11 protein-coding genes are annotated in these 12,673 nt (G+C 69.0%); all 11 read right to left on the bottom strand.

The window, feature by feature from the left end:
* Positions 1-9: 9 nt before the first annotated feature.
* Complete coding sequence (locus tag AB0M67_RS36520; RefSeq protein WP_365751917.1) at positions 10-1,269, bottom strand: cation:proton antiporter; 1,260 nt, start codon at positions 1,267-1,269, stop codon at positions 10-12.
* Between the two features lie 43 nt (positions 1,270-1,312).
* Positions 1,313-2,590 carry an NAD(P)/FAD-dependent oxidoreductase gene (locus AB0M67_RS36525; RefSeq protein WP_365751919.1) on the bottom strand — a complete coding sequence of 426 codons (1,278 nt, stop codon included), beginning with the start codon at positions 2,588-2,590 and terminating at the stop codon, positions 1,313-1,315.
* Between the two features lie 339 nt (positions 2,591-2,929).
* A complete protein-coding gene (locus AB0M67_RS36530; RefSeq protein ID WP_365751920.1) occupies positions 2,930-4,000 on the bottom strand; it encodes a glucose-1-phosphate thymidylyltransferase in 1,071 nt (356 codons plus the stop codon).
* On the bottom strand, positions 3,997-5,295 hold the full coding sequence (locus tag AB0M67_RS36535; protein ID WP_365751922.1) for a DUF418 domain-containing protein: 1,299 nt from the start codon (positions 5,293-5,295) through the stop codon (positions 3,997-3,999). The genes AB0M67_RS36530 and AB0M67_RS36535 overlap by 4 nt, the downstream gene beginning before the upstream one ends.
* A 79-nt stretch (positions 5,296-5,374) precedes the next feature.
* Positions 5,375-5,965, bottom strand: a complete 591-nt coding sequence (locus AB0M67_RS36540; protein ID WP_365751923.1) for a dTDP-4-dehydrorhamnose 3,5-epimerase family protein — start codon at positions 5,963-5,965, stop codon at positions 5,375-5,377.
* Positions 5,966-6,009: 44 nt separating this feature from the next.
* Positions 6,010-7,119 carry a DegT/DnrJ/EryC1/StrS family aminotransferase gene (locus tag AB0M67_RS36545; protein ID WP_365751924.1) on the bottom strand — a complete coding sequence of 370 codons (1,110 nt, stop codon included), beginning with the start codon at positions 7,117-7,119 and terminating at the stop codon, positions 6,010-6,012.
* Positions 7,116-7,838 (bottom strand): class I SAM-dependent methyltransferase, encoded by a 723-nt coding sequence (locus AB0M67_RS36550; protein ID WP_365751925.1) that lies wholly within the window; start codon positions 7,836-7,838, stop codon positions 7,116-7,118. Before AB0M67_RS36550 ends, AB0M67_RS36545 begins: the two co-directional genes overlap by 4 nt.
* Before the next feature lie 10 nt (positions 7,839-7,848).
* Entirely contained in the window at positions 7,849-8,853 is a 1,005-nt protein-coding gene (locus AB0M67_RS36555) for an NAD-dependent epimerase/dehydratase (RefSeq protein WP_365751926.1), read from the bottom strand.
* Positions 8,850-10,217, bottom strand: a complete 1,368-nt coding sequence (locus AB0M67_RS36560) for an NDP-hexose 2,3-dehydratase family protein (RefSeq protein ID WP_365751927.1) — start codon at positions 10,215-10,217, stop codon at positions 8,850-8,852. Before AB0M67_RS36560 ends, AB0M67_RS36555 begins: the two co-directional genes overlap by 4 nt.
* Before the next feature lie 195 nt (positions 10,218-10,412).
* The gene (locus tag AB0M67_RS36565) at positions 10,413-11,045 is read right to left on the bottom strand and encodes a helix-turn-helix domain-containing protein (RefSeq protein ID WP_365751928.1); all 633 of its coding nucleotides are present in this window, start codon (positions 11,043-11,045) and stop codon (positions 10,413-10,415) included.
* A 248-nt stretch (positions 11,046-11,293) separates the two neighbouring features.
* Positions 11,294-12,673, bottom strand: a complete 1,380-nt coding sequence (locus tag AB0M67_RS36570) for a hypothetical protein (protein WP_365751929.1) — start codon at positions 12,671-12,673, stop codon at positions 11,294-11,296.

Genomic DNA, 12,673 nt, shown 5'->3' on the forward strand with positions numbered 1-12,673 from the left:
CCTCCCCTCCTACGTCGAAGAAGAGGTCACGGGTTCCGGCTCCGCGGACTGCGGAGCACGGGGGACCTCGACGGGCTTGCGATAGACGCGTGACAGCAGCGGACCGGTCATCGCCGTGGTGACCACGGCCATCACGACCATCAGGGAGTACAGCCCGGTGTCGAGCAGGCCGAGTTGGAGGCCGATGCCGAGAATGACCAGTTCGGTCAGTCCCCGGGTGTTCATCAGCACCCCGAGAGCCGCGGCCGGGCGTGACGGCAGACCCTGGCTGCGGGCGCCGACGTACGTTCCGCCGAACTTGCCGGCGACCGCGACCAGCAGGATCACCCCCAGTTCGAGGAAGTCACTGCTTCCCATCGAACTCAGGTCGACCTTGAGGCCGGCCACCACGAAGTAGACGGGCAGCAGCAGTGAGGTGACCTGCCCCGTCCGGTCGTGGATCTCGTTCCGCAGAGCGAGGGTCCTCTCCCGCGGCATGATGGTGCCGAACAGGAAGGCACCGAAGATGAAGTGCATTCCCATCGCCTCGGTCGCCGCCGCAGACAGCAGCACCCCGATGAGGACCAGGGCGAGGTGCCACGGAGCGAAGGCGACCGCCTTGCCGTCCTTGACGAACACGGCGCGCAGCAGGGGCCGCACGACGTACATCATCACGAGGATGAACGGGAAGGCGAGCGCCACGCGCCAGTGCTCGCCACCGCCGCCCGCCGACGCCTGGACCGCCGCGAGCGCGGTCCAGGCGACCACGTCCACGGACGCGGCGGTCGCCAGGGCGATCCCGCCGAGCGCGGTCTTGCTGATACCCCGCTCGGTGAGAATCCTGGCCAGCACGGGGAAGGCCGTCACCGAGACCGAGAGCCCGATGAACACGACGAACGCCGCGGTGTCCTGGCTCTCATGGGTGCGCAGCAGATAGAAGGCGAGCCCGATTCCGAGCAGGAACGGCGCGATGGTGGATCCGAGGATCGCGCCTCCGGTCACCCGGCTCCTGCCCCGCAGCGTGGCCCCGTCCAGCTCCAGACCGACGGCGAACATGAACAGGGCCACACCGACATCCGCCATGCCCGTGAGCAGCGGGCGGATGTCGCCGGGGAAGAGCAGATCGGAGATCGCCCCGTTGAACAGGGTCGGCCCCAGCAGGACGCCCGCGACGATCTCGCCGACCACGGCGGGCTGGTTGACCCGGGCCGCGAGATGGCCGAGCCCTCTCGCCAGAAAGAGGATCAACCCGAGATCAATGAAGAGTAGTTGCACCTGGTGACTGCTCATGGCCTGGGTGTCCCGCTCATCCTTGGCTCGTCGTGGGTGGTGTTCAACTCTGCTCGGCGGCCGGCCCGGCGCCCCCGTCGACGAGGTCGTCGATCGTGAGGGTGAGCATCGGGTGCTTCCCGCTCAGCCCGGAGATCAGCTGAACGAAGTTCGCCGACGGCGTGCGCTCGTGATCGGGGTCGACCATCTCCTGCGCGAGGCTGTGGTAGAACTCCTTGTACCTCGTGCGGTCGTAGAAGCGCTCGACGAAGGTTCGGATCTCGTCGAAGAAGCCCCGGTAAGCGGTGACATAGCGCTTGAGGGCCTGCTCCTCGATCTCCGGGTGCTTGATGATCTGGTCGACGATCTTCGCCAGGGTGCTGCCCGCCAGCGTCGCCAGCGCGACACCGGTGGAGAACAGCGGGTCGACGAAGGCGGCGGAGTCACCGACACACACCCAGCCGTTACCGGTGAAGCTCTGGCTGGTGTACGACCAGTCGCGCGCGGTCCGCCAGCCCGCGGACTGGTTGGCGCCCGCGAGCATCTTCTTGAGCTTGGTCGACTTCGCCATCTCGGCCTTGAACAGGTCCTCCAGGGACTTGCCGTCCTTGTTGGCGTCCTCCGACCGAGTCACATAACCGACGCTGATGGTCCCCTTGTCGATCGGGATGGCCCAGAACCAGCCCTCGTCCAGGCCCTCGATGAGGATGTTGGTGTACTCGTCGCCCGGCAGCCGCTCGCAGTTGTCGAAGTACGTCCAGACGGCGACGTTGCGCAGCTCCTCGTGCCAGGTGACGTCGGCGTACTTGCGGCTGAGGAGCCGGGCCTGGCCCGAGGCGTCGATGACCAGCTTCGCCCGCGCCTCGTGCATACCGTCCGTGCCGCGCAGTGTGTAGCGGACACCGGTGACACGGCCGTCGGTCTCGATGGGCTCCTTGACGGTGGCTTCCTCGATGATGAACGCGCCCAGTTCACGGGCCCGGTCGAGGATCAGCGAGTCCATGTCGGCGCGCCGGGTGTGGTACGCGTACTCGTGTGCGGTGCCCTCGATGAACGAGAAGTTCCACGGCACCTGCGCGTTGCCCCAGACCAGTGTGCCGCCGTACTTGCGCTCGAAGCCCCGGGCGTCCATGCGCTCGGTCAGGCCCAGTTCCTTCATGGGACGCATGAAGGCGGGGATGAGCGACTCCCCGACGTGATATCGGGGAAACCGTTCACGATCGAGTACGAGGACACGGTGGCCACGCTTCGCGAGAAGTCCCGCGGTGGTGGAGCCGGCCGGGCCGCCACCAATGACGATGATGTCGAATTCTTCAGGCACCCCGAAGAGAGTGGACGACATAGGAGATCCTCCCCTTACTTCAACAGACGTGCACCGCATTACGCGGGGCGCGCACCGGCATTCCTCATATTGTGGTGCCCGACCCATGAAGGTCTTCTGGAGTATCTCTGGATGTCCTGTCCGACAGATACAGAGAGTTGATCGGGCATTCGGAATTCATCTCGCGAAAATCAGGGGTCGACGCAAAAGTGAACGGGCGCATGAAGCACCGGGTCGACTTGATTCAACGTTCACGCAAAATTGCTTATTGGCGTTTCCGCCCCATCGGCGGTGCTTTTCCGGCCGGCTCCCGTGTTGTGCCGCCTGAATTCCCCACCGGTATCAGGCCGTCGGCGGGTATCAGGTCGTCAGCAGATACACACGCGCGTGGTCACCGACCATCAGCCGGTGGTGTCGTCCGTCGCCGTCGGCGGAGACCACCTGTGCGGACCGGCCGATGACGGAGCCGTGCAGATCCTCGACGCCGCTGATGGTCGCGGTGTCGAGGACGATCGAGTAGGACACACCGGCGCCGCTCAGCACGCAGTCGTCGCCGATCGTGGTGTCGGGCCCGACGACGCTGTCCTCGATGACGGTCCCCCGGCCGATGCTCACGGGGCCGGTGATACGCGAGTTCACCACCCGGCTGTCCGCCCCGATCTCCACCGGTCCGACGAGTTCACTGGCCTCGTCCGCCTTGCCCGCCACGGAAGGGGTGAGCGTCCGCAGCAGCTCACGGTTGCACTCCAGCATGTCGTCGACCGTGCCCATGTCCCGCCAGTAGCCCGTGTAGTGGGACGCCCGGACGTCATGGCCCGCGGCGATCAGCCACTGGACGGCATCGGTGATCTCCAACTCCCCGCGCGCACTGGGCACGATGGCCGCGACCGCCTCGTGGACCCGCGGGGAGAAGACATAGACACCGATGAGCGCCAGATCGCCCACCGGGTGGGCGGGCTTCTCCACGACCCGGGTCACCCGTTGCCGGTCGTCCAGCTCGGCCATGCCGAAGGCCCGTGGATCATCGACCGGTTGGACCGCGAGCTGGGCGTCCGCCCCGCCTGTGCGGAAGTCGGCCACGATGTCGGCGATGCCCCGCGGCAGCATGTTGTCGCCGAGGTACATCACGAAGTCCGCGTCACCCAGGAACTCCCGGGCGATCAGCAGACCGTGGGCCAGCCCCCGGGGCGCGTCCTGGTGGAGATAGGTGATCCGCAGGTCGAGCGCGGAGCCGTCGCCGAGCCTCGCGGCGATGTCATCCGCGTAACCCCCCACGACGATGCCCACCTCGGTGATCCCCTGTGCGCGGATGTCGTCGAGGACATGCACGAGCACCGGCTTGTTGGCGATGGGGATGAGCTGTTTGGGCATGGTGTGGCTGAAGGGCCGAAGCCTGGTTCCTGTGCCGCCGGCCAGGACGAGCGCCTTCACGACTCGGCCCTCGTCACCGGCTCCGGCTTCCCCGCCGGCTCCGTCCCGGGCCGGGCCCCGTCCCGTGCTGCCTGTTCCGCTCCCCGGTCGGCGGGCCCCCCGTAGACGAGCCGGCGCAGCAGCGCGTCCAACGGCCCCCTGCGCCCGGCACGCTCAAGCGCGACGGCCACGACGAGCACGGTGAGCCAGACGGATACGGCGATGACGGCCGCCCCGGTGGCATGGATCCGGTCGCCGACGCCGAAGGCGACACGGGCGAGGATCAGCGCGAGCAGCGAGGACTGCAGCAGGTAGCACGTCAGCGAGCGTCGGCCGACCGCGGCCAGCGCGCCTGCCACGGGCCCCGGGGTCCGGCCCCGGTCCTGGAGGCGCGCCACCAACAGCCCGAACGCGGCGGCGTAGGCCAGGCCTCCGGCGAAGCCCGTGATCACATGCAGCGCGGTCACCGAGCCCGTGGCCAGGTCACCGGCCTGCCAGGAGCCGGCGCCCACCAGCGCCAGCGGCACACCGCCGAGCACCGACACGAGACCACCGATGAGCACCACGCGCTTGAGCAGGGCGCGGTGCCGGGCGGGGTCGTCGAGGTAGCGCCTGCGCGCGGCCACGGCACCGATCAGGATGGCGGTGGGGATCGGCCAGCCCAGCAGGATGTGCACCGAGGCGAACGGCACCTGCGAGAGCCGCTCGACCACCGCCTCACCGTAGTTGTGGGCCCAGACGGTGCCGCGAACCTCCTCGCCGCTTCCGCTCTCCTCCATGGCCACGGCGATGGACAGCAGGGTGGCCAGAACGGTCGCCGCCGCCGCGCTGATCACCACACCCCTGCCCAGCGCGCGGTCACTCCGGGTGAGCAGCCAACCGAGGGCCAGCGCCGCGACTCCGTACGGCGCGAGAATGTCCGCCGGGAAGATCAGCACGAAGTGGACGAAGCCGAACAGGATGAGGAACACTCCGCGCCGGCGCAGCAGCCGGGCCGCCGCGGGCGCCGACGTACCCGCCGCACGCTGGCGCATGACAAGCATCGCCATGCCGTATCCGAAGAGGGCGGCGAACATCGGGTACGCACGGTTGTCGACGAGGTCCAGGCTGAGGAACGTGACCGCGCGGTCGAGTGCGTCGCCCCCCTTCGGGTGCGTCACCACGCCCGGGTCACTGGTCGTCACGTACATGGGCGCGTGAGCCAGGGCGATGAGCAACAGCATGAAGCCCCGCGCGATGTCGGGTGCCGGGGAACGTTCGGCGGGGGTCACCCCGCGCCGTCCGACCGACGAGTTCACAGTCCTGCGGGTCGACATGCGGTCCTCCGAGAGTGTCTGTCTCCGTGTCCGGCCGGGCCGGCCGAGCCGTTCCGCGTCCTCCGGCGGGGGTGTCCGGTCACCGGGTCAGCTCCTGGCAGGTGGCGTAGTCGGGGAGCAGACCGGCCGCCCTTGCCTCGGCGAGCGTCGGTGCGGCCATGTCCCGCTCGGACACGACGGGGTCGATGCCGGCGGGGATCGGGAGCCCGAGCGCGGGATCGAAGGCGGAGAGGGCGAGTTCGTTCTCGGCGACATAGCCGCTGGTGAGCATGTAGGACATGACGGTGTCGTCCGCCAGCGCGACAAAGGCGTGACCGACACCGACGGGGAAGTACATCGCTCGGAAGTCGACCGGGTCGAGCAGCACGGCGTCCCACTGTCCGTACGTCGGTGAGCCGACCCGGATGTCGACGACGATATCGAGCGCGGCGCCTTGTGCGCAGTAGACGTACTTCGCGGTGCCGGGGGGTGTCACGGTGAAGTGCACCCCGCGGACGACGCCGCGGCGGGACCGGCTGTGATTGGTCTGCGCCGCCCGGAAGAGACGGTGCCCGACGGCCTTCTCGAAGGCCGCCTCCTGGAACGGCGAGACAAAGAGACCGCGTTCGTCGGGGAAGACCCGCGGAGTGAACTCCACTGCTCCCTCGACGGCGAGTTCACGTATTTCCATGGCTCCTCCTGAGCGGGTCCACTGGGGGCGGGCGGGGCGGCGCGCTACAGCGCGGCCAGCACCTCGCGCAGCGCGCCGATCACCCTGTCCTGGGTGTCGGGAGACAGCGACGGGTACATCGGCAGCGAGAAGATCTGGTCGGCGAGCGACTCGGTCACCGGCAACGACCCCGCCCGCAGGCCGAGATGGCTGAACCCGGTCATGGTGTGGACGGGCCACGGATAGCTGATGTTGAGTTCGATGTCGCGGTCCTTGAGCGCCGCCAGGATCCGGTCCCTCTCCGGGTGGCGCACCACATACACGTAGTACACGTGGTCGTTGCCCGGCGCGACGGCGGGCAGGACGAGGCCGGTGCCCGCGAGGCCGTCGACATAGCGCTCGGCGATGGCGCGCCGCGCGGCGATATAGCCGTCGAGCCGGGGAAGCTTCCGGCGCAGGATCTCCGCCTGGACCTCGTCGAGCCGGGCGTTGTGCCCCGGGGTCTCGACGACGTAGTAGCGCTCCTCCATGCCGTAGTAGCGCAGCCGGCGCATGCGCCGGGCGGTCTCCTCGTCGCGGAGGAGAGTGGCGCCGCCGTCGCCGTACGCCCCGAGCACCTTGGTCGGATAGAAGGAGAAGGCCGCGGCGTCCCCCGTGGTGCCGGCCAGTCCGCCGTGGCGGGTGGCGCCGTGTGCCTGGGCGCAGTCCTCCACCAGGAACAGGCCGTGTTCGGACGCGAGGCCCAGGAGCGGCTCCAGGTCCACACACTGCCCGTACAGATGGACCGGCAGCAGGCAGCGTGTCCGGTCGGTCAGGACCGCCTCCACCTGTGCGGTGTCCATGAGGTAGGTGTCGGGATCGATGTCGACGAAGACCGGGGTGGCGCCCATGGCGTCGATGGCCACCACGGTCGGCGCGGCCGTATTGGCCACGGTGACGACCTCGTCGCCCCGTCCGACACCGAGAGCCTGGAGCGCGAGCTTGATGGCGTTGGTGCCGTTGTCGACACTGACGCAGTGCGGCACCCCGTGGTAGGCCGCGAACTCCCGCTCGAACCCGTGCATGCTGCTGCCCAGCACGAGCCGGCCCGAGCTGAAGACGGTGTCGACGGCGTCGAGGATCTCCTTCCGCTCCGCCTCGTACTCCTCCAGATAGCCCCAGACTCTGGTCGTCATGGACGCTCCGCTCCTTCTTTCACGCCGAGGAACAGGCCCCGGCCGGACTGGGCATCGTCGATGTACTCGGGGGTCAGACCCGCGTCGCGCAGGGTCCGCTCGTAGAGGTCGCGCGGGAACAGCTGATGGAGGTAGGTCTCGGTGAAGTACCGGGCCCCCTCGGCGTCGGCGACGACGTAGTGCACCTCCATGCGTGAGGCCTCGCCCTCGCGCCGGGTGTGCGACACCCGCGAGATGGTGCGGTGGTCCGGTGTGAGGACATCGGCCGCGACATAGCCTTCTAGGAAGGACTCGGGGAACCACCAGGGCTCGACGACGACCACACCACCGGGGCGCACGTGCCGCGCGAAGCAGCGCATCGTACCGGCGAGTTCGTCGGCGCTCTGATGCGCCACGGCGGCGAACATGCAGACGACGGCGTCGAAGGTGCGGCCGATGTCGAACGCGCGCATGTCGCCCTGGTGCAGGGGTACGCCGGGCATCCGGTCCCGGGCGACGGTCAGCATCGACTCGGCGAGCTCCACCCCCTCGACATGCTCGAACAGCTCGTCGAAGTAGCGCAGATGGCCTCCGGTGCCGCACGCGACGTCGAGCAGCGAGGAGGCCTCGGGCAGCCGCCCCCGGATCTGCTCGGTCACATACTTGCTCTCGGCCGGGTAGTCCTTGCCGCGCAGCGCGTACACCTGGTCGTAGATCTCGGCGAACTCCGGTCCGTACACAGCTGTCCCCTCACGTCGCATGGGCTTCGGCCAAGGCGGCCACGGTCCGCTCCAGTGCCACACGCAGCGGTATCCGAGGCCGCCAGCCGGTGACCGACCGGAACGAGGAGGAATCGATGGTGACGCTCCGGAAGTCGGTGGCGGGCGCGCTCTCGGGCGGCGCCACGGAGACCACCGGTACCGGCGGTTTCCCCAGCCGGGCCGCCACCAGCTCGGACACGGTGCGGCACACATCGCCGAGGGGATCGCCCCGACCCGCGCCGAGCAGCCAGTGGCCGCCGGACAGCGGGTCCGGATGGTCGAGCGCGGCCACGAACGCCTGGGCCACATCGTCGACATGCACCAGGTCCCGCTTGACCGTTCCGTCGTGCCACAGGGTGAGCGGCTCGCCGGCCAGGGCGCGGCGGATCATGAAGGCCACGACGCCCCGGTCGGCGACGCCCTCCGCCGCGACATGCCCGAACACCGTCGGCAGCCGCAGGCTCGCGCCCCGCACCGCCCCCGCCGCGGTGGCCTCCTTCAGCAGCCGTTCGGCGGCCAGCTTGTGGTGGTCGTACGCGGTCCCCGGGTGGTCCGGTTCGCTGCCGTCGATGGGGCGCTCGGGCGGCAGGCCGATCTGGGAGGCGGCACCCGCGTACACGATCGGCGGGGCGGGTGATTCCCCTCGGCCGCCGCGCAGGACCGCACAGAGGTTCTCCATGACACCGACATTGACCGCCCGGCTGGAGGAGTCGTTCTCGGCCGCCCGCCAGCCACCGCTGTGTGTGACGAGATGGATCACCGCGTCCGCGCCGGCGACGGCTTCGGCCACCGCCCCGGCGCGGGTGAGGTCCGCCGTACGCACATCGGTGCGGGCCGGCACTCCGCCGGGCACCCGACTCGGCCGCCTGGCCACCGCCCGTAGCCGTACGGGCAGACGCGCGAGCGCCGAGGTGACCGCCGATCCGACGAATCCGGACGCTCCGAGTACGACGACAACGGGCAGCTCGCCCGGGCCCGGTCGCTGCGAGGTCATACGCTCTCGACTCCTCGCGCGGGCTCGCGGGCCGGGCCGGCCGAGGCGGAGAGCGCGTGCAGACACGCCAGCAGACTCCGGGCCTGCATGTTGAGGTAGTGGCTGTGGCGTAACAGCCCGGAGAGCTGTGCCGGTGTCATCCATCGGAAGTCGGGATGGTCCGGCCGTTCGTCCGTCTCGATCAGAAGATGCCGGTTGCGCGTGTGGTAGAGCCTGCCGCCCTCGTCGGACAGGATGACGTCGAACAGGATCCGGTCCGCCTCCGCCGTCAGCACCTCGTCGAGGAACAGCGGGCGCCCCTCGGGCGGCAGCCGGTCATAGTTGCGCGCGGTGCACTGGACGGTGGGACCCAGCTCCACCACGTCCACGAACCCCGGTTCCGCGCGCTGGTGCACCAGCACATGCAGTTCGCCGTCGAAGCGGGCGGCGAGGAAGGCGACGAGACCGATCCCGTGCGCGGCGATCATCGGCTGTGCCCACTCCCCGACCTCCCGGCCGGCGGCCTTCACCTGTACGCCGATCACATCGAAGAACCGGCCGCTCTCATGAACGATGGCGGCGGGTTCGCGCCGCCACTGATCGAGCTTCCCCAGCGGCACCTGCTCGGTACGCACCTCGATCCGGCTGCGCGCGGCGGTGATCCAGCTCAGGATCTCCTCGGTGGTGGTGGGGCCGCAGGGCGACATCGGCCGCGTCACATGCCGCTCCCCGCCGAACGGCATGCACGCCAGCACGCTGCGCAGATCCATGCTGATCAGGTCGTCGATCCTCAGCAGCCCGCGTGCGTCGGTGAGCCTCAGCCAGTGGAACCCGTCGATCGCCTCGACGTCCTCCCGGACCTCGACGATCATGTTGCGATTGCGCTTGCGCAGGAACCACGACGCCTGTTCGGACTGCCGCACATCGGCGATCACCCGGTGCGGGGCGGCGTTCTGAAAGTACGCCAGATAGGGTACGGACTTTCCGCGATGCACGCCGCTGAAATTGCTCCGCGTTGCCTGCACCGTGGGTGAAAGCTGAAGTCCGTTTATGTTTCCCGGTTCCGCCTTGGCCTGCACAAGGCAGTACAGGACACCGTCGACGCGCTTCACCAGAATTCCGAGGATTCCCGTTTCTGGCTGATTTATTATCGGCTGATCCCAGCAGGGGACAACGCCTCGGGAATGATGTGTGCGAAGCCCTTCGACTGAGAAGAACCGACCGCTGCGATGGGTCATGGCCGGCAGGTCGGGCGAGCAGTCCCACCCGTGCACGGATGCCAGCGGGACCCGCTCCACCTGCGTGTAGATGGTCCTGCGAGCGGCCTCGAACCACTGGTGGAAACTTGCCGGAACGTACGGCGTATCGGCGAGAAATTCCGTCATCAGCAACTCTCGGACTAGGTCGGGTCTGACGCGTCACTTTCACTCGTCGCCCATTTTCGCCCAGCCCGCCGCCCGGTGGCGTCTCCCAGATTGCTCATAACGCCGGCCGACGACTCACCAATTCAGAGGTGATGCCGTCAACAGCTTCGCCGTGGCCATCGCCGACGAAACTCGAACGCCGCGCGCCCCGATGGATCAGGCCGGCTCACCGATCAGATGGAGGCAGTGCCCCTCGTACACCCACTGCTCCCACTCCTGGGGCGTCCAGCCGCGTTCGGACACCAGGAGATGGAAGAGCTCGGGACCGAGCAGCACATACGAGATGTCCACGGCCCGCTCCACACCGAGTCCCTCGCGCAGCGCCCCCTTGCTCTCCAGCGACTCGACGAAACGCCGCTGGACGACCAGTCGCTGACGCTTGTTCGCCTCCCACAGCTCGGCCCCGTCCCCGCTGGTCGCCGCCGCGTTGCGCAACACTTCGAGCAGCGGACCGACCCGCTCGAAGACAAGGCGCGTCAGATGCACCTGGAGCCGCAGCTGCCGATGCGGGTCCTCCGTCTCCAGCGCCTCGACCACCTGGGGCCGCTCCAGCGTCGGTACGGGATCCTCGTCGCCCGCGATGTGAACGTCGATGAGTTCCTTGAGAATCCGCTGCTTGCTCCCGAACGAGAAGTAGATCGTCTGGACGGCGACGCCTGCCTCACGGGCGATGGACTCGATGGTCGTCGCGCCGTAACCGTGCTCGATGAACAGTGCCATCGCGGCTGCCAGCATCCGGTTGCGGGTCTGCTGCGCCTTCAGCCGGCGGCCGGGGGTTTCCTTCACCATTCTCGATCACTTCCTACTCACTGCTGCGGCATGTCAGGCGCCGCTGGGCGGACCGTCCGAAGGACCCGTCGTACACGGGCACCCGTCCACTCCAGCAAGCCAGGCAATTATGACTGCCGCCCCGGGCCGCCGGGCACGCGGTCATGCCGGCGACCGCGTCACCGGCGGAACGGGAATCGCCCGCACCGGCCACGGGGAAGACCGGTACGGGCCGCTGGGCGTTCCTCCGGTCCGGAGGAACGCCCCGGTCAGGAGTCGGAAGCGGCGGTGGCCCCCGGTCCGCCGGCCGCGGGGTGGGCCGGTGACCGGCGTGCGGCTATCAGCGACCGGACCACCCTGTCCGGACGGACGACCGACGCCGTCCCGGCCAGCAGATGCTGCACATCGAGCATGACGCGGTGCGCGGGTACCGACACATGACTGGCCAGCATGACCTGCCGTACGTAGCGGTTCACGACATCTGTGCCGATGCCCTTGGCCCCGGCCGTCTCGGGATACATGAAGTCACTGCTCGTCGACATCCGCCACGGTGTGTCGATCACCCGCGACGCCGCCCGGTAGAACCTGCGCGCCATGGCCGGTGTGGCCGCGCCGTACCGGTCCAGGCACCGGCCGAGTGCCACCGCCTCCAGCGTGGCGACCGTCATGCCCTGTCCGTACAGCGGGTTGAAGCTGCAGATCGCGTCCCCGAGCGCCACGAAGCCCTCGGGGACCTTCCTCAGACGCTCGAACCAGCGGCGCCGCGCGGCCGGGTACAGAAAGCGCTCCGCGTTGTCGTCGCTGACCGGTTTGGTCCGGGCGAGCAGATCGGACACATGCGGGCTGGGCAGGGCGTCCGCGAACGCGGCGAAGCCCTCGGGGTCCACCGGCGCGTGGGCGCGGTGCCAGCCGCCGAGGGTGACCATCCATCGGTTCCCCTCCACGGCGAACACCGCGGCGGCCCGCTTGTCGTCCGGCGGCACCGCGGACATCAGATAGAGGAGGGCGTCGTCGTGGAGTTCGCCACCCGCGCGGTGCATCACACGGGTGGTGTATCCGACATCGATCCTGACGGTGGTGGTCTTCGGCGCCGGGCATTCGAGCCGTCGCAGCCAGCGGTCCGTCCGGCCGGCACTGCGCCCGGTGGCGTCGACGACGAGGGAGGCACCGAGCCTGCGGCCGTCGTCCAGCTCCACCCCGAGCACCCGGCCGGGCACACCGAACAGTCCGCTCACGGCGGTCCGGTCGAGGATCTCGACGTTGGGCAGCGCGGCGACATGTCGCCGGATGGTGTGTTCCAGGTAGGCACGGGTGAGGCTGATGCCGAGCCGGCCGCTGGTGAACCGGGTCCGCAGCGCGCCCATCTGATGGAACAACAGGTCGCGGCCCGGATCGAAGGGCACCGCGCCGCCGGTGATCAGCTCGTCGGTGAGACCGGGGAAGAGCTCCTCCAGTTTCTGGCGCCCGCTGATGAGCAGGGCATGAGCGTGCGGGCTCTGGGGCACTCCCTTGCGGTTGTCCGCGCCCTCGGGGAAGGTGTCCCGGTCGAGCACGGTCACCGACTCGAATCTGCGGGAGAGAACGCGGGCCCCGACCAGTCCCCCGATCGAGCCTCCGATAATCACCGCGTGTCCGCCGACCACGCCCAC

This window comes from Streptomyces sp. NPDC051662, from assembly GCF_040681655.1.
Lineage (GTDB): Bacteria > Actinomycetota > Actinomycetes > Streptomycetales > Streptomycetaceae > Streptomyces.

Bases quoted from the DNA above. Each gene is read 5' to 3' on its own strand.
- AB0M67_RS36555 (WP_365751926.1), bottom strand. From the start codon at position 8,853: ATGACCTCGCAGCGACCGGGCCCGGGCGAGCTGCCCGTTGTCGTCGTA.
- AB0M67_RS36565 (WP_365751928.1), bottom strand. From the start codon at position 11,045: ATGGTGAAGGAAACCCCCGGCCGCCGGCTGAAGGCGCAGCAGACCCGC.
- AB0M67_RS36525 (WP_365751919.1), bottom strand. From the start codon at position 2,590: ATGTCGTCCACTCTCTTCGGGGTGCCTGAAGAATTCGACATCATCGTC.
- AB0M67_RS36560 (WP_365751927.1), bottom strand. From the start codon at position 10,217: ATGACGGAATTTCTCGCCGATACGCCGTACGTTCCGGCAAGTTTCCAC.
- AB0M67_RS36540 (WP_365751923.1), bottom strand. From the start codon at position 5,965: ATGGAAATACGTGAACTCGCCGTCGAGGGAGCAGTGGAGTTCACTCCG.
- AB0M67_RS36545 (WP_365751924.1), bottom strand. From the start codon at position 7,119: ATGACGACCAGAGTCTGGGGCTATCTGGAGGAGTACGAGGCGGAGCGG.
- AB0M67_RS36520 (WP_365751917.1), bottom strand. From the start codon at position 1,269: ATGAGCAGTCACCAGGTGCAACTACTCTTCATTGATCTCGGGTTGATC.
- AB0M67_RS36535 (WP_365751922.1), bottom strand. From the start codon at position 5,295: ATGTCGACCCGCAGGACTGTGAACTCGTCGGTCGGACGGCGCGGGGTG.